Consider the following 21644-nt stretch of genomic DNA (forward strand, 5'->3'; position numbering starts at 1 on the left):
TCTGCCTCCCATCATTCTGGCATCATTATACTTTGCTATTGCGCAGAAAAAAAGTCTTCAGTTGAACTTGTAACTCCGTCTTGATCTGCGCAAATTGCGTCTTACGATGCCCGTTGGCGCCGGAAGCCTCCCAACAATTCCTAGTACATGGATTGTAGCATGGAACGGACATACTTTCACTGTCAATTCTAGAGGAAAGACGGGGATGCGAATGAACACCTACCACGACCTCGTGCGCCAAATCCGCAACACGTCCATCCGCATGGACTCGACGGACGACCTCGATGTGCTGGTGGAGGCGGTGGGAGACGCGCAGATCGTGCTCCTTGGCGAAGCTTCGCACGGCACGTCCGAGTTTTATACGTTGCGCATGGAACTGAGCAAAAAACTGATCGAGCGCAAAGGCTTTCAATTCATCGGCGTGGAAGGCGACTGGCCTTCTTGCTGCAGCTTGAATTCGTATGTGAAGCACATGGCGGACGCTCCAGAGTCTGTTCGCGACGCGCTCGGCGCGTTCAACCGCTGGCCGACGTGGATGTGGGCGAATCGGGAAGTGATGGAGCTGGGCGAATGGTTGCGCGGGTACAACGCGAATCGTTCGGAGCAGGAACGAGTGGGTTTTTACGGATTGGATATGTACAGTTTGTGGGAGTCGCTCGACGAAGTGGTGAAGTTTCTGGAAGAGACGAACGCGCCGGAGTTGTTCAAAGCGAAGCGGGCGTTTGCTTGTTTTGAACCGTATTCCCGCGAAGGGCAGACGTACGGGATGGCGGCGGCGTTTTTGAATGAGACGTGCGAGGAGGAAGTGGTCAAGCTGCTGACCTCGCTGCAGGAGCGCCGTTTTCAAGGTCGTCCGCAAAGCGAAGCGGAATTGAGCGCGGAGTTGAACGCGATGGTGGCGGTGAACGCCGAGCGCTATTACCGCACGATGATGCGCGGCGGAAGTGATTCGTGGAACGTGCGCGACACGCATATGGTCGATGCGTTGGAGCATCTGATGCGGTTTCACGGGAGAGGCGCGAAGGCGATCCTCTGGGAGCACAACACGCACATTGGCGATGCGCGGGCGACCGACATGGCGATGGACGGCATGCTCAATGTCGGGCAGCTGGTTCGCGAGCGGTACGGGCGGGAGACTTGCTATGCGATCGGGTTTGGTACGCATCGCGGTACGGTGATTGCGGCGCGCGAATGGGGAGCGGCGATTCAAGAGATGCCGGTGCCGGAAGCGATCCACAATTCCTGGGAGGACCTCATGCACCGCGCCGGAGCGTACAACCAAATCCTCATGCTCGGCCCGCGGAACCCGCACTTCCAAACCACCGTCGGCCACCGCGCGATCGGCGTCGTCTACCACCCCGAGTACGAACGCGGAAATTACGTCCCGTCGAAAATGTCGGAGCGGTATGACGCGTTTGTGTTCGTAGATGAAACGAAAGCTCTCCAGCCGTTGGCGGTGGAGAAGGTTTTGGTGTAAATCTAGCAAAAAGCACGGACCTCAACTAGGCCCGTGCTTTTTTACTCATCCTCATTTCGAAAATTCACAATTGGAAGTAAAACTGGATCAAATCCAGCCATCGTGACCACTTGGCTTACAGCTGCACGCAAGTAAGGATAAAGAATTGAAGGTGCATTATACTTCGCAAATACCTCTAAATCAGAGGGTTCAACTTGCTCAGCTACAAAATGACCTAATAGTGAGATATCAAGAGAAAAAGGCATTTCAGAATCAGAATCTTCTTCTCTTTGATTAATTTCACATAACATTGTGACGATAAAATCACCCGGATTTTCTTTATGAACTGCCCAACTACGGGTGAGATTTATGGAAAGATTCTCATCCTCTTGATCTTCGCCAACGTAATCACGATTTATTTCAAAATGAATGGAGTCAATTTTATAACTAATAAATCTAATCCGACTCTCTTCTCTCATGACGCAGCGACTCCTTCTCTACTTGTTACGACAACTCCTTGTTCAGATTCATTGTGCTTGTTTTGATAAGAGTACTCAATGCGTACTACAATTGAATCTCCACCAGATACAAACATCAAATCGCCGTTTTTTGGCATTGTTTTAATCGAAGCAGTTTGATAAGGCTTAAGGGTATGTGTCGCATCAGACCACATTTTCGTGTAAGGAAGCGACCCAAAATATTGATCGTACACGCGCTGAGTTGCTTCCACTCGTGCGGCCAATTGTTCTGGCGTTAGCGAACTATAATACTGATCAACTAATGCAATCAGCTCCTGCAATCTGCGATCATCCATGGTCACACACCCTTTCGAAACTTTTTATACACTCAATATTCTTCACGCAAATATGAATTTCGGTATCTGTGGTTAAGCCAGTTTGAAAGTAGTTCTGTAATGGAGCGGATTTGTTATAGATTGCTCTTATCATATCAAATTTCCCAATCAACCCCAAGTCTTCATTTTGCAAAACTTCTACCAAAGTATATGCAAGATGGTCTTGATTGCTTCTCAAATTCGGAAGTTTGTGTGAAGATTCAGAATTTAACCAACTCCATATACGATCCAATAACTCTCTACCATTAGCAGACATCGTGTCGAGCACACGGTTTGCTTCCGCCTCAAGTATGGAAGTATATACAACTGGATTGGGACCTCCCCATCTAGCTGCTAAAGAATCATCATCGTAGTAGTAATACCCGCCTCCTAGCCAATGCCATTTACTTGATGGGATTAACCCATCATCATCAATTACGTTTGCACGCGTTGCATCAGTACCATGATAACCTCTGAACATTTTAATCATCCTACCGAATCCCCATTTCAAACTCATATTCCGGTTAAGATACAATAATTCCTATGTTACTAAACAAATTATATTTTAAAATCAATTTTCCCGCAACTATCATTTTTGTGAAGTTCCACAATGGGAAGACTTAATTTTTCCAACTGAAAAGAATTAGGAATCGGCCATTTCATCTTTTCTCATCCTACGGCTTCATACTCAAACTCTGAACCAAAAACGCCTCCCCCCCAAAATGGGAGGCGTCTTTTTAATGATGCGCTGACCTCATTTCGTTTGCCTGCCAAAGAAAAGCGAATCACGAGCACGCTCATGGCGAAGACGATGTACACCGGCAGGTACGTCTTGGTGTCGGTGTCGGTGCCGTTGGCGATGCAGCCGAAGTCGAGTCGGGTTCCCTGCTGAACGCGGAATTTACGTCCCGTCGAACATGTCGGAGCGGTATGACGCGTTAATATATGTTGAGGAAACGAAGGCTCTGCAGCCGTTGGCGGTGGAGAAGATATTGGTGTAGCAAAATGACCTCCCGCATCCGTGGGAGGCTTTTTTTCTGGAAAGCAGGTAAAAAGTCCCCCTTTTCACCGCGAGTTCTCTCTGCTACACTCTCCCTAACGATCATTAGTTAGGGAGGTCCGTCCACCATGACAGCGACTGAAATCAAAAAAGTCGCCCTCTCCCTGTTTGCGGAGAAGGGTTATGAGGAAACAACGCTTGGCGAGATCGCACGGGAAGTCGGCATCAAGACGCCCTCGATCTACGCGCACTTTGCCAGCAAGGAAGAAATTTTCTGGTGCTTGGTCGAAGAGCAGACGGCGCTCTATGTGCAGCACTTGGAAGCCTCGTTCGCGCACGTCGAGGGAGCGGACATCGAAACCCAACTCTACTCCCTGCTGCGCGAGATGACTTCGTTCGTCGTGCAAAACAGCGAAACCGCTTCGCTGTACAAACGCATCTGGATGCACCCGCCTCTCCAGTTCAAAGACCGCATCCGCCGCGTCGTCACCGAAGTGGACCGCATGATCTGTTCCCGCCTCGCCGCCATCCTCGCCCAAGGCGTCGAGCAAAACATCATCCGCGACCAAAACCTCGAAGAACTCACCCAAACGTACCTCTGCCTCGTCGACGGCTACACGTTCGGGTTGATGTTCTACGACGACGATTCCTATACGCAAAAGCTGGACGGCATCTGGCGTGTGTTCTGGCAGGGACTCAAACGCTGAGAAAAAACACTCTTTCCCCTAAGGAGGCTGATTCCCCGTGGCCACTCTGCTTCAATACAAATGGGTCATCCTCGGCGTGCTCGAAATCCTCGCGTGGACGACGACGTTTCTCATGCTGTACGCCCGTTACGGGCTTCGCTCCAACCTGTGGTTTAAAATCTTCAGCGTCGCGTTCGCCCTCACCGGCGTGATTCCGCAAGTCGCCGTCGGCATCTTGAATTTCATCGCCAACCGCGAACTCGACCTGTTCACCCTGATCCTCGTCCTGCTGATCCTCTACGGCGCCACGCTTGGCAAAAAGCAAGTCCGCCAACTCGACGCCTGGGCGAAAAATAAGTTCAACAAAAAAAACGCCTCCCTCTCGTAAGGGAAGGCGTCTTTTCTACGAAGCGCCGACTGCTTTGCGCTTGCCTGCCAAGGAAAAGCGAACCACGAGCATCACGAGCACGCTCAGGGCGCTGACGATGTACATCGGCAGGTACGTTTTGGTGTCGGTGCCGTTGGCGATGCCGTGCACGGTGGAGAGGAGATAGAGAAGCGGGCTTGCCATGTGGAGTTTTTTCCAGACTGTTTGCCCGATCTTCGTGCGCAGTTCGGTGGTGAAGATCGTGAAGACCAAGAAGTAGCCCGCCACGATGCCAAACGCCATCGGGATCGGCTCCAAGTGCGACTTCAGCGGGATCAACAACTCCGCCCACGTGTAGTGCGAGTACGAATCGTACGCCAGCAAGATCAGGTGGAACATGACCAGATACACCGACCAGCGGGCCAGCGAGACGTGAGCAGCCGATGCCGCCGCGGCGGGCTTGCCCTGTTTGGTGCGAAGAGATTGATAGAGTCCGACCAGCACGGAGAGCGTGATCAAAATGTAGCTGCTAATGCCCGCCGCCCGCGTTAACGTCCACGCGTCCATCCAGGACGGCATCGAGATGTGGTAGAACGACAAAATCGTATTCATGGGAGTACCTCCTCCTCTAGTTCACAACTTGCACGTGGCGAGAGTGCTCGACGAACACGCCCTTTTGCTTTCGGCGTTGCAAAAATTCCGCGCCGCGTTTCGGACCGAGCAACAATGCTGTTTTCGCCCAGACGTCCGCTTGCACGGCGGTCGGTGCCGTAACCGTCGCCGACGCAATCGTCGTGTTCGACGGGCGTCCCGTGCGCGCATCGAGCAAGTGATGCTGCCACGCAGATCCCTGTTGCCAGCGGCGTTTGACGGTGGACGAGGTGGCGACCGCTCCGGTGCTCAGTTGCAGTTCCGCCACGTTGCGCTCCGGATCAAACGGGTCGGCGACGCCGATGTTCCATGGCTCTTGCGGCTGTCCGAACGCCCGCAAATCTCCGCCCGCGTTGACAAATCCGCATCCAAACTGCCGCAGATGCCGGGCGGCGCGGTCGACCGTCCAGCCCTTGGCGATGCCGCCGAGGTCAAGCTGCGTGCCCGGCTGGACACGGATGGCTTTCTGCCGGAGATCGAGTTGGAACGGGAGAACCGTCGGGAGAGGCAGTTCTGCGTCCGCTTCTCCTCGCGAGTCGCGCTTGGCGGGCAGTTTTTCAAACGAGTCGTCGTAGCCCGCCGTCTGCAAGTGGCGCAAGAGACCGGGGTTAAAAATCCCCTCTGTTTCGTAAAACGCATCCTCTGCCGCTTTCAACATCTCGCAAAGCATCGAGGAGATCGGCATCCAAGTGAGCGTGTCTTCCCCATCACCGCCCAACTCCGCCGTTGCGGATTCGAGACGGAAGCGGGGGCCGCTTACGGATTCGAGACGGGAGCGGGGGCCGCCCGACCTCTCTGCCACCGCAGCGTTGAGTTTGGAAAGCTCGCTGTCCGGACGAAAGCGGGAGGCGATCTCCTCGACTTGTTCAAACAGCAGTTGCACGTCGGTCATCAGCGTTTGCATGTCGGCCGCTTCCATCGGTTGTGCAGGTTGGAAGCAGACTTCGATGTTCGTGTTCATGGCGCGAAAGTTCGTTTTTTCCATCTGCACCTGCCTCCTTCTTCCTGATTAGGACCCGGATGTACGGGAGTGATTGCCGCCGCCTTGGCGCGGCGAGGTGAAACCGCCGAAGTTGCTGTTTCCTCCGAAATTCCGGCCGTTGTTCGGGTTCACGAACCCGCCGTTGCTGTCGCCGAAACTTCCGCTGTCATCTCCGTTCGGGTCTTGCTGCCCTTGATCGAAGCCGCCGGTGGAACCGTCAAACCCGCCGCTGTCGTTGTTGTTATAGTCATCGTTGCCGAGATAGCCGTCCGTGCCGCTTTTGCCGTCGTCGATGGTGGAGTTGTTTTTATTGGAGTTCGAATCGCTGTTGCCGGAATTCGAATTGCCGTTGTTGTTGTGGTTGCGCGACGGCGTGTTCGTCGCGGTCTGTTTGCTGTTGTCCGTGTTTTGGTTGTTGTCGACGTTAGCCATCGTGATTTGCCCGGTGAGCACGGAGACGAGCGCGACGCTCCCCAAACGGATGATCCAAGGTACCCATTGTTTCGGTTTCATCTATCCTTCACTCCTTGAGAGGGTTTGTTGTTTCGTTGTTGAGTTCAGTATGGAGCACGAGGATTTGATTTTTCTTTGTGCCAAACAAAAAAAGACCCGACTCGCATCGAGTCAGGTCTTTGTCACAGCTTTGTCAAAATACTTACCGCTTCTCCCGAATCAACCACTTCTGCTTGATTTTCAGATACCGCTCCATGTCGTGAATGAAGTGCAACAGCATCGCACGGTTCTCAAACTCATGGCGGTTTTGCGGGAGTTCATCCTGTTTAAACGCTTCCTGCAGCGCGTACAACTGGTTCAACCGGGTTTGCACCAGTTCCTTGGTACCTGGTGCGATGTACTTCGACATCTCATCGAGATAGTCGGCGACTTTGCGCCCTTGGTCATACGCCCCTTCAAACGCCGAAAGCGTCAGCATGATCCGCTCGATGATCTCAAACTGACGGCTGCGCATGAGGAAGTAAGCGTAATAGCGGGTCTCCACGCGCAAGACGTGGTTCTCAATGTCATGCAACGCCGTTTTCAACGCGTCGCGCAAAATGTCGGCGGTCTCCGTGATCTCCCGCCCTTCCCAATCGGTTGCGCCCTCGCGCAAGAAGCGGGCAATCTGGCGGAAGATCGTCTTGAAATTGCTTTCGATCTGGGTTTGGTACTTGATCAGTTCTTTCTCGCGGTTTGGCATGTACGAGTTCATCAACAGCGCCGACCCGATCCCGACGGCGACCAGCTTCAACTCGTTGAACACCATCGAAAGCCCGACGTGCTGCGCCATGAACATGTGCAAGATGATCACGCACGCCGTCAACACGCTGCCCTGCACTTTGAACAGCACCGCCGTCGGAATCAAAAACAGCAAGATCAACCCGATCACCCACGGATGAAATCCGATTAAATGAAACGCGAGCACCGCATACGTGATCCCGATCAAGCACGCGCAGAATCGCTCCCACGCATCGCGGTACGAACGCTTGACCGTCTCCCGCAAGCACAGGATCGTCAAGATCCCGGCAAATGAATAAAATTCCAACCCCAGCCAACCGGCGACATAGATGGAAAGGGCGCTGCCGAGCGCTGTTTTCACCGTGCGAAACCCGATTTTCACGGAGGCAATGCGTTGCAACATCTGGAAGAGTCCTCCTCGCTCTGGAACTTGTTCCTTCCAGCATATCACAACAGCGTTGCCAAGACCTCCGGGGCGCGCTTACAAAAGTGTGAATACTGATGCTCTCCGCCCTCTACAGCGCGAAACTCGGCATGAGGCACTTTTTCTTGAAGAATGTTCGCGACGGCGCGGTTGGAGTTCAGGAACTGCAACCCCGCCTCTTCGTCGCCCTTGCCTTCGTTGGTGCCGCAGTCCAGGTAGACTTTCTCCAACAGCGAGAGATCCGCTTCCCGCACGAATCTCTCCATGTCTTCCTGGTTGCGGTAATACGCGATGGAAAAACCCGCGATGCGGCGAAAGATGTGCGGATAGCGGCACGCCGCATACACAGTGATCGACGCTCCGGACGAAATCCCCGCCATACCCGTCCGCTCCGGCAACGTGCGGTACTTGCGGTCGATCAGCGGCTTCAATTCCTCCGCGATGAAGTCGATGTACGCGCCGCCCTTGCCGCCGCGCTCGTCGTGAAAGCCCAAGATCTGCTCGCTGAACGCCCCGTGTTTCCACGCGTAATACTCGTCGATGCGCTGCTCCGGCACTTGGTCGACCGCCACGACGATCACGTCCACCGCCCGCTCGTCCAAGTACGCTTCCAAACCGAGCGACACACCGCCGATCTCGTCTTCGTCGCGAAACACGTTTTGCCCGTCGTGCATGTACAACACCGGATACCGCGCGTCCCCCTGCCCGTAGCTTTTCGGCAGGTACACACGAATCTGGCGTTCTTGCTGAAACGCCGGAATCGGCACCAGAAATTTTTCCACCATCAGATTAGACCTCCTCGTAAAACGCCAGCACTTCGCGGGAGACTTCCGCCGGGAAATCGTAGAGCATGTTGTGCTCGGTGTTCGGGATGATTACGACTTTCGAGTACGGTTTGAGAACCGCTCGGCAACGGGCGATGAATTCGTTTTTATAAGCAAACGCGCGGTGCTTGGCTGCGGGTAAAAAAAGCACCGGGCACTGCATCTTCTCATACAGCGGAAGATGGCGGACTTGATAGAGTTCGGAGATCATCTTCACTTCGAGCGCCTTGGTGGTCTTGCGCCCGAACTTGCCGTTTGGAAGCTGTACCAACGCCGGGACAAACCCGTCGAACACGGCGCGCTCCCGCACGGCGTTCCACTTCTCGCCCCAATGATCGCGCAGCACTTGCACAAACTCGTCCGTCGTCGCAAACTCCGGCTCTATGGAATTTCCCGCCACCATCTGCAGGATCGTCTCCAACGCGACCGGCTCGCCCTGCGGTTGTGCCATGTCGTAGATCGCGCCGTCGGAGAGCGCGAGCGACCGTGCGCGCTCCGGGTAGTGCGCCGCCAGCCACGCCGAAACATGGCAGCCGAGCGACGACCCGACGAAATGCGCGCTCTCTATGCCCAGCGCATCCATCACGCCGATCACATCGGCGGCCATCGTCGCGATCTCATACCCCGACTCCGGCGCGTCCGAATGCCCGTGCCCGCGCAGGTCAATCCCGATCGCCCGATACGTCTCGGTAAAAAACGGAACCACGCCGTTCCACACGCACGCCGCCCCGTTCATAAAGTGCAAAAAAATCACCGGTTCGCCGCTGTCGCTCCATTCGTAGACAGCAAGATCGACGCCGTTGACCGGTATTTTTTTCATAGGAGCCCGCCCTCTCTCTTTCGCTCTCATTTCTGTGCTGATAGTACCATGATCTGGAAGACTTTGCTACCTACATTTGTGCACATCTTCACTTGTGGTTTTACGGTTGTAAATTATAATGAAATAAAACTGGTCAGTCACTTAAATTTCATAAGGGAAAAAGGGAGATGAACCAGCATGTGTGGAATCACGGGATGGTTGGACTGGCAGCGTGATCTGACAGAACAAGGAGCCGTCGTTACCGCAATGGCAGACACGTTGAAACGGCGAGGCCCGGATGCGGGAGGTCAATGGTTGTCCCCGCGGGTCGGTTTGGCACATCGCCGCTTGATCGTCATCGACCCGAACGGCGGGCTGCAACCGATGGTGTGCAGCGTCGGCGGGCGGGCATTTGCCATTACCTACAACGGCGAACTCTATAATTTTCTCGACTTGCGCCGCGAGTTGGAAGGCCGCGGACATGTGTTTGAATCGCGCTCCGATACGGAAGTTCTGCTGCGCGCCTATATCGAATGGGGTCCCGCCTGCGTGGAGAAGCTCAACGGGATCTTTGCGTTTGCCATCTGGGATGAGGGAGAACAGCAGTTGTTTCTGGCGCGCGACCACATCGGCGTGAAACCGCTGTTCTATGCGCAGCGAGGAAGCTCGTTCCTCTTCGGGTCGGAGATGAAAGCGCTGTTGGCAAATCCGCTCGTGAAGCCGGAAGTGGACATGGACGGTCTCACCGAGTTGGTGTCGATGGGCGTGTTCCGCACGCAGGGGCACGGCATCTTCCGGGGCGTGACCGAAGTTCTGCCGGGCCACTCCTTGCTCGTCACCCGAAACGGCGTGCGCGTGACGCAGTACTGGAAATTGGACAGCCATGAGCACACCGATGATTTCGCGGCGACGGCGCAACACGTGCGCGAACTGCTGGAAGACGCGATCACCCGCCAATTGGTGTCCGACGTGCCGATCGGCTCGATGCTTTCCGGGGGGCTTGATTCCAGCGGCGTGTCCGCCATCGCCGCCCGCGCATTCCGCCAAGAAGGGCGTCAACTGGACACGTTCTCGCTGCAATTCGTGGGCGAGGAGCGCGACTTCAGAGCCAACCCCATGCAACACGACCTCGACGCTCCGTGGGCGAAACGGGTCGCCGACGCATCCGGCACGAACCACCGCGTCATCTTGCTGGACACGCCCGACCTGCTGGACAACATCCTCGAACCGATGCGCGCCCGCGACTTGCCGGCGACCGGCGACAACGAAACCTCGCTCTACACCCTGTTCAAAAAAATGAAACCGGACGTCACGGTCGCGCTCTCCGGCGAATCGGCCGACGAAGTGTTTGGCGGGTATCCGTGGTTCTACGTGCCGGAGATGCGCAATTTGAACCTGTTCCCGTGGCAGGCGATCGGTGTCGGCAAAGTCGAGAATATCGTCCGTCCCGACCTCTTGGATCAGCTCAACCCGGTGCGCCACCGCGCCGAGCGGTACCAACAAGCGTTGCGCCAAGTCCCGCGGCTTGCGGGTGAATCGGCGGAAGACGCGCGGACGCGGGAGATCTTCTATCTGAACATGACAGGATTCCTCCCGTACATGCTGGACCGCAAAGACCGCATGAGCATGGCGGCGTCCTTGGAAGTCCGTGTGCCGTTCTGCGATTACCGGTTGATTGAGTACTTGTGGAACGTGCCGTGGGAGATGAAGTTCGCCCGAGGCGAAGAAAAAGGCTTGCTGCGTGAAGCGTTCTCCCATGTGCTGCCCGAAGACGTGGTGCGCCGCCGCAAAACCGCCTACCCGCTCAATCACAACCCGGCGTATCTGGAGGGTGTGAAAGCGAAAGTGCGTGAAATCGCGGAAGACGGCACCTCGCCGATCTTCGACGTGTTCAACCATGAAAAAATCCTTGCCTCCGCGTACTTTGAAGGGCAGTACGAAGCAGGCCCTATTGCGCTGAAAAACTACTACGAATACATCATCCAAATGGACGGCTGGATGCGCGAGTACAACGTGTCCTTGGTGTAAAACAGCAAAAAAAGCAGTGGAACGCGAGGGTGCGTGCCGCTGCTTTTTTTATAGCGTGTTGAGTCTCCTGCCCTTTTCTAACGCAACGCCTGCGCCGTCGAGCGAATCAAGCGGGTCAACTGCGTCGCCATGTATTTCGGCGAATACGCCATGTCGCCCTGCAACCACCACGCGACCATGCCGGTGTGCGCCGAGGAGATGTAATGCAGGAAGAAATCGAACGGCACCGCCCACTCTCCTTGCGGCGGGAGCAGGTCTTTGCGCTTCTGCATCGCCACGCGCATGACGTTTTCCAAGTAGAACTGAAAGCGCGGGAACCCGCGCTCGCTGAGCATCACCCGGTAGAAATCGCCGTTTTGCGCGAAGTGTTCAAACATCCGCACGAACGCGGGGGCGGGATCTCCGTCCTTGGGCAAAGGTTCCGTTTCGCCAAAGCAGCTCCGCAGTTCGTCCAACACCTCTTTGACCAGTTGGCGCAACAGGTCTTCTTTGTCCCGGTAGTGTTGGTAGAACGTCGAGCGGTTGACAGTGGCTCGCTCCGTGATGTCGCGCACGGTGAGGCGGTCGTAGCCTTTCTCCTGGATCAGTGACACCAACGCGTCACGCAACAGTTTGCGGGAGCGTTTGATGCGGGCATCGAGTTTTGCTTCCACGAGAATTCCTCCTGTTGTGTCTCATCTGTCGTATATTTCGCTGTTGTTGCACAAAATTCCTCATTGTGTTGGACATCCAACACTTGCGCCGATTTTGAGGGTTGTAATTCGATATGCGAAAATTATAATGAATATAAATCATCTCAGCCATTACATTTCAGCACAAGGAGAGAAGATTTTATGGAGACTAAACAACTGGTTCAAACCCGCGGGTCGAGCCTGATTCCGCCGATGGAAGAGTTCAACACCGAAGAGAAGCGGGCGAACCCGTTCCCGATCTTGAAAACCCTCCGTGAAACAACCCCCCTGCGCTACAACGAGACGTACGGCACGTGGGATGCGTTTCTCTACGAAGATTGCCATCGCATCTTGAAAGACCCCAAAACGTTCTCGTCGAGCTTCAACCGCGACAACCGCAACGTGGAGAACATCATCTCCGTCGACCCGCCGCGCCACCAAGAGTTCCGCGAGTTGGTCAACGGCGTGTTCACGCCCAAAGCGGTGGCGGACATGGCGCCGCGCATCCGCGAGATTCTGGGCTTTTTGCTGGATGCGGTGAAAGACCAAGGGCGGATGAACACCGTGTATGACGTGGCGGCGCCGCTGCCGGTCATGGTCATCGCCGAACTGCTCGGCGTTCCGGTCACCGACCGTCTGTACTTCAAGGAGCTCTCCGACACGCTTGTCACCGGCGTGGAAGACGCGTCGGAAGAAACCTACCAGCGCGTGTTGGCGAAGCGAAATCACGCCCGCGAGACACTCACCGATTACTTCCGCCACCATTTGAACCTGCGCAAAGAGCAGCCGACGGAGGACTTGGTTTCTCACCTCTGGTATGCCAACGCCGAAAAGCAAGTGCTGAACGAAGAGCAAATCCTGATGTTCTTGACCACGCTCTTGATCGCCGGGCACGAGACGACGACGAACTTGATCACGGCGATGGTGCGCGTGCTCACCGAGCACCCGGAGCTGCAAGAACGCCTGCTTGCAGAGCCGGAGCTGATCCCCGGCTTTGTGGAAGAGACGCTGCGCTACTATCCGTCTGTGCCGAAATTGATGCGCCGTGCGACGACCGACGTGGAAATTCGCGGGCAAGTGATCAAACAGGACGAACTGGTCAACGTCTGGATGGCGTCCGCCAACCGCGATGCGGCGAAGTTTGCCAACCCGGATCAATTCGACCCGACGCGCCAGCCGAACGCGCACATCACGTTTGGCTTTGGCAACCACTTCTGTTTGGGCGCGCCGCTCGCACGTCTGGAAGGGCAGATCGCGCTGGAAGTGATCGTGAACACGCTGTGCAACCTCGCGCTGGTTGAGGGTGCCAAGATCGAGCCGACGCCGTACCCGCTGTTCACGGCAGTCAAGGAATACCCGGTCACGTTTGAAAAAAGAGCCTGACACGCGACCGTTCATTTTTTACGAGAAAAAGGGAGATGACACAACATGTGCGGAATCACCGGATGGTTGGATTGGCAACGCGATTTGACAGAGCAAGGCAACGTCGTCACGGCGATGGCAGATACTTTGAAACGGCGCGGCCCGGATGCGGGCGGTCAATGGCTGGCACCGCGCGTGGGGTTGGCGCATCGCCGCTTGATCGTCATCGACCCGAACGGCGGAGTGCAGCCGATGGTGCGACAAGCGGGCGGAAACACCTACGCCATTACATACAACGGCGAACTCTACAACTTCCGCGAACTGCGACGCGAACTCGAAGGCCGCGGGCATGTGTTTGAATCGCGCTCCGACACCGAAGTGCTGCTGCGCGCCTACATCGAGTGGGGCCCTTCTTGCGTGGAGAAGTTCAACGGGATTTTTGCGTTTGCGATTTGGGATGAGAAGGAACAGCAATTGTTCCTCGGCCGCGACCACCTCGGCGTCAAACCGCTGTTCTATGCACAGCGCGGCAGCTCGTTCCTATTCGGGTCGGAGATGAAAGCGCTCTTGGCCAACCCGCTCGTCAAACCGGAAGTCGATCAGGACGGCCTGACCGAGTTAATGGCGATGGGCGTGTTCCGCACGCCGGGTCAAGGAATCTATCGCGGCGTGACCGAAGTGTTGCCGGGCCACACCGTGCTCGTCACCCGAAACGGCGTGCGCGTGACGCAGTACTGGAAGTTGGAAAGCCGCGAGCACACCGAAGATTTCGCGGCGACTGTGCAACACGTGCGCGACTTGCTCGAAGACGCGATCACCCGCCAACTCGTGTCCGACGTGCCGATCGGCACGATGCTCTCCGGCGGCCTCGATTCCAGCGGCGTCTCGGCGGTGGCAGCGCTCGCGTTCAAGGGAGAAGGCCGTCAACTTGACACCTACTCGCTGCAATTCGTGGACGAAGACCGCGACTTCAAAGCGAATCCGATGCACCGCGACCTCGACGCGCCGTGGGCGAAGCGGGTCGCCGACACGTCCGGCACGAACCACCACATCATCTTGCTCGACACGCCGGACCTGCTCGAAGACATCCTCGAACCGATGCGCGCCCGCGACTTGCCGGCGACCGGCGACATCGAAACGTCGCTCTACACCCTGTTCAAAAAAATGAAACCGGAAGTCACCGTCGCCCTCTCCGGCGAATCGGCGGACGAAGTGTTCGGCGGATATCCGTGGTACTACACGCCGGAGATGCGCAGCATCAACAACTTCCCGTGGACGGCGCTTGGCGGCAACAAACTGGAAGAAGCGGTGCTTCCCGACGTGATGGAGCGCTTGAACCCGAAAGCGCATCAAGCGATGCGCTACCAAGAAGCCCTGAGCCTCGTGCCGCGACTGGCGGGCGAATCGGCGGAAGACGCGCGGACGCGCGAGATCTTCTTCTTGAACATCGCCCGCTTCCTCCCCTACATGCTCGACCGCAAAGACCGCATGAGCATGGCGGCGTCGCTGGAAGTCCGCGTGCCGTTCTGCGACTACCGCTTGGTGGAATACATGTGGAACGTGCCGTGGGAGATGAAGTTCGCAGGCGGCGTGGAAAAAGGTCTGCTGCGCGAGGCCTTCTCGCACGTCCTGCCCGAAGACGTGGTGCGCCGCCGCAAAACGGCGTATCCGGTCACGCACAACCCGACGTACGTGAACGGCGTCAAGCAACGCGTGCGCGAGATCGTCGAGGAAGGCACCTCCCCGATCTTCGACCTGTTCGACCGCGACAAAGTCCGCCAAGCCGCGTACTACGAAGGGCCGACCGGCTCCGGCTTCGTCTCGTTGAAAAACTACTACGACCACATCATCCAGATGGACGCGTGGATGCGCGAGTACAAAGTCTCTCTGGTGTAAGAGGGCAAGAAGACACAAAAAAAGCAGTGGAACGCATTGGCATCGCAAAAAAGAGGCGCGAGGATAGGCTCCCCCTATCCTCGCACCTCTTTTTCCATGCCAGACACGAAACGCACTAAAACAACTCCGCCAGCAGCCTCGACTGCTCCTCCAGCTCTTTCGCCGCTTGTCCGATGCCGACGAACTCATGATTCGCCCGCTCGATCAGGCGTTTGGAGTCGACGACAGTGGATTGGGAGAGTTGAGTGCCGGCTTCGATGTTCTCCACTTGGCTGTTGATGTTCTTCACGCTGGTGTTGACCATCTCTGTGGTTTCTTGCACCCGTCGCGCCAGTTTGCGCACTTCGTCGGCGACAACGTTGAACCCGCGTCCCGCTTCTCCAACCCGTGCCGCTTCAATCGCGGCGTTCAGCGCCAGCACGTTGGTCTGTTGGGCAATACGGCGAATCGTCTCGACCAACCCGCGGATCGACTTGACCTCTTCCACGAGCAACGCGAGGACAGCCATGTTGTCTTCGGCGACGTCCACGCTTTTCTGAATCGCTTTCGAAAGATCTTCGCTTCGAGCAATCCCTTCCTCCGCGCGGGCACGCAGTTCGTCGGCCATGTACTGAAGACTTCCGGTGAGCTGAAGCGTGCTTTCCTCACGCGCTGTAATATCGGTCGCCACTTTGACAATACCGAGGATTTCCCCTCGCTCGTTGCGGACAGCCGTGTAGGTCGCTTCCAACCAGAGCAACCTCCCGTCCTTGGCGACGCGCTGAACCTTATCTTGTACCGCCTTGCCTTGGCGCAGATTCTTCCAAAACTCTTGGTAAGCCGGGCTCCCGGCATACTCAGACGTACAAAACTTCCGATGGTGCATTCCAATCATGTCGACGACACGATAGCCCATTGCCCTGGCAAAAATCTCATTCACCCACAAAACCTGTCCCTCGAGATTGAATTCGATCATCGCGAGCGACCGTTCCAACGCAGCGAAAACATCCAAGCGGTTTAACTGATTGTCCATCTTCCAACTATTCCTTTCCGGAAATTCAAGGCTTCGACCGAATCACCGATTCATGTATAGACTCATTATTGAGTGTAGATTCAACAATATTCTATAGATTCAACTCTGTCCGATCAGATCCTGCTAAATAAAAAGGAGTCCTTCGCGAGGAACTCCCTTATCAACCGATGATCTGCCGTCCTTACTTCCCGCTCTCCCGAAACGCGTTCAAAAACATCTTCGGGATCTTGGTTTCAAAACGCATCAGCTTTTCCGTGGTCGGATGTACAAACGACAGGACTCGCGCGTGCAGGCCCAGTCTTGCCATCGCCTTGCCGCTGGCGCCGTACTTTTTGTCGTTGACGATCGGATGGCCGATGTCTTGCATATGTACGCGAATTTGGTTTTTGCGACCCGTTTCCAAATTCACTTCCAGCAGCGAGAAGTTGCGGTTGGACTTCAGCACTTTATAATGCGTCACCGCACGCTGCCCGCCGTTTGGCGTCGGGCTGGAGTAGACCATGAGCGTCTTGGTTTCTTTCAACCACGAAGAAATCGTGCCTTCCTTCTTCTTCACTTGGCCCTCCACCAGCGCGATGTACGTCCGCTCTTCCACCGCGTCTTGCCAGTTGGTTTGCAGTTTCTCTTTCACCGCTTGGCTCTTCGCAAACATCATCACGCCGGACGTGTCGCGGTCGAGTCGATGCACGACGAAGATCCGGTTCTGCGGGTCGGTGCGGCGCACATGATCCATCAACTGCCGGTACGCCGTCAACTCCTCCGCGTCTTTCTCGGTGGCGATCGAGAGCAGCCCGGACGCTTTTTCAATCACGATCACGTCGTCGTCTTCGTAGAGAATCTCCACGCCTTGCATCTTGGCGGGCTCGGCGACGGGGGCTTTTTTCTCCCCGATGGAGACGGTTTGCCCCAGTTTGAGCGGATGATTATACGCCGTCACCGACACGCCGTCGACATGAACGTCTCCCCGCGCCAGCAGCGATTTGACCGAATTGCGGCTGAGGTTGGTGATGCTCTTCAGCAAAAAAGCCAACAGTTCCTCAGACTCCTGCACGGTGAACTGCTTGCTCTTCGGTTTGCTCTCGGGTTTGCCCGTTGCACGCGGCGTGCCGCTGTGGGTGTTTTTTTGAAAACCTCTCGCCATGTTGCGCTCCCTCTGCCCTGTTATTTTACAAACTTCTCAACAGGGAACCTTTTTTCATTGATTTGGTACTTATCTTGAACGGCCTTGGCGAGATCAATACCTTGTTGGTTGCAGAAGCTCAGCAGGTAGATCGCGATGTCCGCCACTTCCATCCGCACTTGCTCGCGTTTCTCGGCGCTCAGCTTTTCGTCCGCGTAGTCGTCGTTGTCGAGCCACTGGAAGTGCTCCATCAACTCCGCCGCTTCGATGGCGATGCTCATCGCCAAGTTCTTCGGACGATGGCCCTCTACATGCCAGTTGCGCGCTTCCGTAAACTCTCTCACCTGCTGTTTCAACTCCGCCACCGTGACGACGGCATCTCCCCGAACTTCGCTCATTCCACTCGCTCTCCCATCTGTTCCAGCATCTGTTTGGCTTGCCGAACGTTGTACTCCTTATCTTCGCGGCGCAACAGCTCGCGCACCGGCCCGATCCAGCGCCGGTCGTCAATCTTCGCGAGCGCCTTCAGCGCATATTGCCGCACCTGCGGATTGGTGTCTTCCAATCGCGGCACCAAGTACGGCACCGATTCCGCCCGCCCGATCTTGCCGATCGCGGAACACGCCATCCGCCGTGTCGTCACCGACGGCGAATTCAACATCTCGTACAGGCGCGGCAACTCGTCCGCTTTGCCCTGCTGACCGACGCGGTACGCTTCTTCGCCCGCCGTCATCGCGAGGCGCAGCGGTTCGCCGATGCGCGGGTCGAGCTTCTCCTCGGGAAACAGATCCATCAACACCCGTCCCCAGTTCAAACTCGCGAGCGTCACGTCCACCAGCGTCGGGTTCTTCGAGAGCTCCGGGTTGCAGATGTCGCAACAGACGCGCGGCCGCTCCGTGAGCGCTTGTCCAAAGTACCCCAGCACCCCTTCGCGTCGGCACAGCGGCGAGTGCAGCAGATCCACGACGCGGTTGAGCTTCCCGAAGCGGCGCAACTTCAAGCGTTCAATCGCTTGGAGCACGTCGCTTTTGCGCGAACGCATCCGCTCGACGTCCAACCGCAAGATCACGGCGTCGCCCGTCAGATCCAGCACCTCCATCGCGCCGATGTTCTCCCACTGGTGAACGAGCAGCGACAGCCGGTCGTCATCCAACCCCGGCCAGCGCGTCATCTCGCGCCACGAACCCCGAAACACGCCGCCCTCGCTGCTGTGCAACCGCATCAACTCAAACGCCGTGTCGTACTCCTGCTCCGTCGGAAACTCCCGCTTCAGAAAGTAATGATGGATCGCCCGGTCCTGCTCGTTGTAGATCGTCATGCACACCGACGGCAATCCGTCCCGCCCGGCGCGCCCCGCCTCTTGGTAATAACCTTCGACGCTCGCCGGAACGTGCAAGTGCACGACAAACCGAATGTCCGGCTTGTCGATCCCCATCCCGAACGCGTTGGTCGCGACGACGATGCGCACATGACCGGACATGAATCCGTCCTGCACCGCCCGCCGCTCTTCCGGCCGCAAGCCCGCGTGGTAAAACGCAATCGGCTCACCCGGCAGCGCCATGCGCAGATACCGCGCCACTTCTTCGCACTCGTTGCGCGACGGCGCGTAGACGATACCCGCTCCGTCCTGCTTTTGCAAAAACGAAAACGCCGCGCGGTACTTCGCTTCCTTCGTCTCTTCGCGCCGGAACACCAGCGCCAGATTCGGACGGTCAAACCCCGTGACGAACTTGCGGCAATTGAGAATCCGCAGTTGAATGAGGATGTCCTCCTGCACTTCCGGCGTCGCCGTCGCCGTCAACGCAAGGACCGGCACGTGCCCGATCTTCTCCCGCACCGCGCCGATCTGCAAGTAGTCCGTGCGGAAGTCATGCCCCCACTCGGAAATGCAGTGCGCTTCGTCCACGACGAGCATGGAAACGGGAATCTCCTGCAACAGCTGCAAAAACTCCTGGCTCCTCAGCCGCTCCGGCGCGATGTAGACCAGTTTGAACGCGCCGTGCCGAATGCCGGCGAGTCGGTTTTTCAACTCTTGAGGGGAGAGGAGCGAGTTCAGGTACGTCGCTTCGTCGATGCCGCGGCGGTACAGCGCTTCGACTTGGTCGTGCATCAGCGCCACCAGCGGCGAGATGACGAGCGTCACGCCGGGCAGGAGCAGCGCCGGCAACTGGTAGCACAGCGACTTGCCCGCGCCCGTCGTCATGATGCCGAGCACATGCTCGCCGTCCAGCAACGCCCGTATGATCTGCTCCTGCCCGCCGCGAAAGCTGTCAAAGCCAAAGTACCGCTTGAGCGGTTCGCGCAGATCAAGCTCAAGCTCCTGCATCTTCGTCCTCCTCCTCTCCAACCGCCATCTCCCATTTCAAGCGCGCCTGCACCAACGCCGCCGCCCGCTCTCGACCCTCTTCGGAAAAAACAGACTCCACGCCCCACCTGTGGAACCAACGCCGCAACTCCAACTCGTCCGTTGGGGTCAGGAAACGGCGCAGGTCGAAATCCGGGCGGGTGCGCGCTTGGTCGAGCAGCGATTCGAACGTTTCATGCGGCTCGCGTGCGAGATCGCAGCGCTCCGGCGTCCCGCGTCCGTTCAACGCGTCGTGTTCCGCCAACTCGCTTTTCACGCGTCCAAACAACGCGTCGCGTTCCTTCAACTCGTCCGTCTCGCGTCCATGCAACGCGCCCTGCTCGTCCCGCTCCGCCGCCAGCGCCGCCAAGAACGCGAGCAACGGCGTCCGGTTGCTGACGAGCGCTCGCAGGCGCGCATAGCCTTCGCGTTCCCACGAAAGCACCAGCGCCGTCTCCACGCCCAGATTCTCCGCCAAGCGCTCCTGCGTGTAGCCGAGTCCTTGCGAAGCACGCAATCCGCACAGCACCGCCGTCGCCAGCTGGGGTTCGAGGAGATTCAGCAGCCCGCCGACCTCGTCGCGTGCGCCGCGCGCGTACGCCCGCACTTCGTCCAGACGATCCGGCGCATAGCGCCATATCTCATGTCCCGCGAAACGCTCCAGCCACCCGGCGACCTCGTCAAACCAAGCGCCCTGCAACTGGCTGTGAAAGCGCCGTTCCTCCGGCGACCTCCATTCCCGTTCCACCGCTTCTTGCAAAAACTGCACGACGCCTTGCACCGCACGCGCAAAAAAATCCATCCGCTCATCACCTCATCTCTCTAGAAGATACCGCAGTTGCGCCCAAGAAGAAAGCCCCTAGAACGTTTCTTCCAAAAGAATCACCCTCGCGGCGGCGAGACGTCCATCCCCGACACGCGGCCCGTACCCGTTTGATCCAAAAAAGCGACCCGTCCTCTGTGGAGAGAACCGGTCGCAGGATCTGCTTCTATGAAATTCTTACGACGCGGTCGTCCCGGCAACCTTGGTCAGTTGCGTCCAGACGCGGTTGAGATCGAGCTCCGAGAGTTTTTCCTTCGCCGTCTCCATTTTGATCGAGAGGCGGCAGTCTTCAACGGTGTGCAGAAGCGGCACGTCGAGGACGATGGTGGCGAGCGTTTTGCTGAGGCGGGCGAGTTCTTGGTGCTCTTCGATTTTGTCCTTCATCTTGCCTTTCAGTTGCCCGAGGTTCTCGATGAGGTTTTCGACGGTGCCGAACTCTGCCAGCAGTTTCTTGGCGGTCTTCTCCCCGATGCCCGGCACGCCCGGGATGTTGTCGGACGTGTCGCCCATCAGACCTTTGAGGTCGATGATCTGCGACGGGGTCAAGCCCCATTCTTCAAACAGCGTTGCCGGCGTGTAGTAGTTCATTTCGGTGATGCCCTTTTTCATGATCGCGACGGTGACGTTCGGGCGCACGAGTTGCAGCGCGTCGCGGTCGCCGGTCAGCACGAGCACGTCGTGGCCTTCGTCTGCCGCTTTGTGCGCGAGGGTGCCGATGATGTCGTCCGCTTCGTAGCGTTCGTCCAAGTGCTGCGGGACGCCGAGCGCGTCGAGGACTTCCTTCGTCGTGTCAAACTGCGGGTGCAGCATGTCCGGCAGTTCGCCGCGCGTGCCTTTGTACTGCGGGTAGAGCTCGCGGCGGAACGTGTCGCGGGAGACGTCCCACGCGACAAACAAGTGCGTCGGCTGCATCTGCTCGACGGCCTTCAACAACATGTTCATGAAACCAAAAACTCCGTTTGTATACACACCGCGCGACGACTGCATGATCCGCCCGCCGTACGCGCTGGCAAAGTAGGCGCGCACAAGCAGGGACGAGCCGTCCACGATGAGAAAGTTGCTGTTTTTCAACAAGGGGTTGTCCTCCGTTCTAGTCACTCTGCCCACCATTATACCACAGAAAAAAACCCCCTC

Annotated in this window: 22 protein-coding genes; 6 read left to right on the forward strand and 16 right to left on the reverse strand. The window is 57.0% G+C overall.

Annotated elements, in window-relative coordinates; all coding sequences use genetic code 11:
• The first annotated feature begins 205 nt into the window (after positions 1-205).
• On the forward strand, positions 206-1477 hold the full coding sequence (locus tag EL26_RS03455; protein ID WP_152559164.1) for an erythromycin esterase family protein: 1272 nt from the start codon (positions 206-208) through the stop codon (positions 1475-1477).
• Positions 1478-1518: 41 nt separating this feature from the next.
• Here EL26_RS03455 and EL26_RS23385 read toward each other — a convergent pair whose 3' ends face one another.
• Genes EL26_RS23385 through EL26_RS24875 form a run of 3 tightly spaced genes read right to left on the reverse strand, consistent with a single transcriptional unit; the run spans position 1519 to position 2778 of the window.
• Positions 1519-1935 carry a protein-export chaperone SecB gene (locus EL26_RS23385; protein ID WP_052035944.1) on the reverse strand — a complete coding sequence of 139 codons (417 nt, stop codon included), beginning with the start codon at positions 1933-1935 and terminating at the stop codon, positions 1519-1521.
• Positions 1932-2270, reverse strand: a complete 339-nt coding sequence (locus tag EL26_RS24870; protein ID WP_152559165.1) for a hypothetical protein — start codon at positions 2268-2270, stop codon at positions 1932-1934. Before EL26_RS24870 ends, EL26_RS23385 begins: the two co-directional genes overlap by 4 nt.
• Positions 2263-2778 carry a hypothetical protein gene (locus EL26_RS24875; RefSeq protein WP_152559166.1) on the reverse strand — a complete coding sequence of 172 codons (516 nt, stop codon included), beginning with the start codon at positions 2776-2778 and terminating at the stop codon, positions 2263-2265. Before EL26_RS24875 ends, EL26_RS24870 begins: the two co-directional genes overlap by 8 nt.
• A 638-nt stretch (positions 2779-3416) precedes the next feature.
• Between EL26_RS24875 and EL26_RS03465 the strand changes: the two genes are divergently transcribed.
• Both EL26_RS03465 and EL26_RS03470 read left to right on the forward strand, forming a co-directional pair.
• The gene (locus EL26_RS03465) at positions 3417-3995 is read left to right on the forward strand and encodes a TetR/AcrR family transcriptional regulator (RefSeq protein WP_038084529.1); all 579 of its coding nucleotides are present in this window, start codon (positions 3417-3419) and stop codon (positions 3993-3995) included.
• 37 nt (positions 3996-4032) lie between these two features.
• Positions 4033-4362 (forward strand): hypothetical protein, encoded by a 330-nt coding sequence (locus tag EL26_RS03470; RefSeq protein WP_038084530.1) that lies wholly within the window; start codon positions 4033-4035, stop codon positions 4360-4362.
• Between the two features lie 15 nt (positions 4363-4377).
• Here the strand turns inward: EL26_RS03470 and EL26_RS03475 are convergent, their stop codons facing one another.
• The 6 genes from EL26_RS03475 to EL26_RS23390 all read right to left on the reverse strand — a co-directional run bounded on the left by EL26_RS03475 (position 4378) and on the right by EL26_RS23390 (position 9275).
• Positions 4378-4953 (reverse strand): hypothetical protein, encoded by a 576-nt coding sequence (locus tag EL26_RS03475; RefSeq protein ID WP_038084533.1) that lies wholly within the window; start codon positions 4951-4953, stop codon positions 4378-4380.
• 16 nt (positions 4954-4969) lie between these two features.
• Entirely contained in the window at positions 4970-5977 is a 1008-nt protein-coding gene (locus EL26_RS03480; RefSeq protein WP_038084534.1) for an FAD:protein FMN transferase, read from the reverse strand.
• A gap of 24 nt (positions 5978-6001) precedes the next feature.
• Positions 6002-6487, reverse strand: coding sequence for a hypothetical protein (locus EL26_RS03485; protein WP_038084535.1), 486 nt, complete (start codon positions 6485-6487; stop codon positions 6002-6004).
• 142 nt (positions 6488-6629) lie between these two features.
• The gene (locus tag EL26_RS03490) at positions 6630-7610 is read right to left on the reverse strand and encodes an aromatic acid exporter family protein (RefSeq protein WP_038084536.1); all 981 of its coding nucleotides are present in this window, start codon (positions 7608-7610) and stop codon (positions 6630-6632) included.
• Positions 7611-7654: 44 nt separating this feature from the next.
• Positions 7655-8416, reverse strand: coding sequence for an alpha/beta hydrolase (locus tag EL26_RS03495; protein WP_038084539.1), 762 nt, complete (start codon positions 8414-8416; stop codon positions 7655-7657).
• A 4-nt stretch (positions 8417-8420) separates the two neighbouring features.
• Positions 8421-9275 carry an alpha/beta fold hydrolase gene (locus EL26_RS23390; protein ID WP_052035945.1) on the reverse strand — a complete coding sequence of 285 codons (855 nt, stop codon included), beginning with the start codon at positions 9273-9275 and terminating at the stop codon, positions 8421-8423.
• 177 nt (positions 9276-9452) lie between these two features.
• Between EL26_RS23390 and asnB (EL26_RS03505) the strand changes: the two genes are divergently transcribed.
• A complete protein-coding gene (gene asnB / locus EL26_RS03505; RefSeq protein ID WP_038084541.1) occupies positions 9453-11282 on the forward strand; it encodes an asparagine synthase (glutamine-hydrolyzing) in 1830 nt (609 codons plus the stop codon).
• A gap of 77 nt (positions 11283-11359) precedes the next feature.
• Here asnB (EL26_RS03505) and EL26_RS03510 read toward each other — a convergent pair whose 3' ends face one another.
• Complete coding sequence (locus EL26_RS03510; RefSeq protein ID WP_052035946.1) at positions 11360-11935, reverse strand: TetR/AcrR family transcriptional regulator; 576 nt, start codon at positions 11933-11935, stop codon at positions 11360-11362.
• A gap of 180 nt (positions 11936-12115) precedes the next feature.
• Here EL26_RS03510 and EL26_RS03515 point away from each other — a divergent pair, with 180 nt between their 5' ends.
• Together EL26_RS03515 and asnB (EL26_RS03520) are read left to right on the forward strand one after the other, a co-directional pair.
• A complete protein-coding gene (locus EL26_RS03515) occupies positions 12116-13336 on the forward strand; it encodes a cytochrome P450 (protein ID WP_038084545.1) in 1221 nt (406 codons plus the stop codon).
• 45 nt (positions 13337-13381) lie between these two features.
• The gene (asnB, locus tag EL26_RS03520; RefSeq protein WP_038084548.1) at positions 13382-15211 is read left to right on the forward strand and encodes an asparagine synthase (glutamine-hydrolyzing); all 1830 of its coding nucleotides are present in this window, start codon (positions 13382-13384) and stop codon (positions 15209-15211) included.
• A 115-nt stretch (positions 15212-15326) separates the two neighbouring features.
• Here asnB (EL26_RS03520) and EL26_RS26400 read toward each other — a convergent pair whose 3' ends face one another.
• From EL26_RS26400 to EL26_RS03550, 6 genes are all read right to left on the reverse strand, one after another.
• Positions 15327-16223, reverse strand: a complete 897-nt coding sequence (locus tag EL26_RS26400) for a methyl-accepting chemotaxis protein (RefSeq protein ID WP_038084551.1) — start codon at positions 16221-16223, stop codon at positions 15327-15329.
• 181 nt (positions 16224-16404) lie between these two features.
• Positions 16405-17364 (reverse strand): RluA family pseudouridine synthase, encoded by a 960-nt coding sequence (locus EL26_RS03530; RefSeq protein WP_038084553.1) that lies wholly within the window; start codon positions 17362-17364, stop codon positions 16405-16407.
• A gap of 20 nt (positions 17365-17384) precedes the next feature.
• Entirely contained in the window at positions 17385-17741 is a 357-nt protein-coding gene (locus tag EL26_RS03535) for a nucleotide pyrophosphohydrolase (RefSeq protein ID WP_038084557.1), read from the reverse strand.
• On the reverse strand, positions 17738-19669 hold the full coding sequence (locus tag EL26_RS03540) for a RecQ family ATP-dependent DNA helicase (RefSeq protein WP_052035947.1): 1932 nt from the start codon (positions 19667-19669) through the stop codon (positions 17738-17740). The genes EL26_RS03535 and EL26_RS03540 overlap by 4 nt, the downstream gene beginning before the upstream one ends.
• A complete protein-coding gene (locus EL26_RS03545; protein ID WP_038084558.1) occupies positions 19656-20489 on the reverse strand; it encodes a hypothetical protein in 834 nt (277 codons plus the stop codon). The genes EL26_RS03540 and EL26_RS03545 overlap by 14 nt, the downstream gene beginning before the upstream one ends.
• A gap of 198 nt (positions 20490-20687) precedes the next feature.
• Positions 20688-21581, reverse strand: coding sequence for a 5'-3' exonuclease (locus EL26_RS03550; protein ID WP_038084779.1), 894 nt, complete (start codon positions 21579-21581; stop codon positions 20688-20690).
• Positions 21582-21644 lie beyond the last annotated feature (63 nt).

This window comes from Tumebacillus flagellatus, from assembly GCF_000714935.1.
Classification (GTDB): domain Bacteria; phylum Bacillota; class Bacilli; order Tumebacillales; family Tumebacillaceae; genus Tumebacillus; species Tumebacillus flagellatus.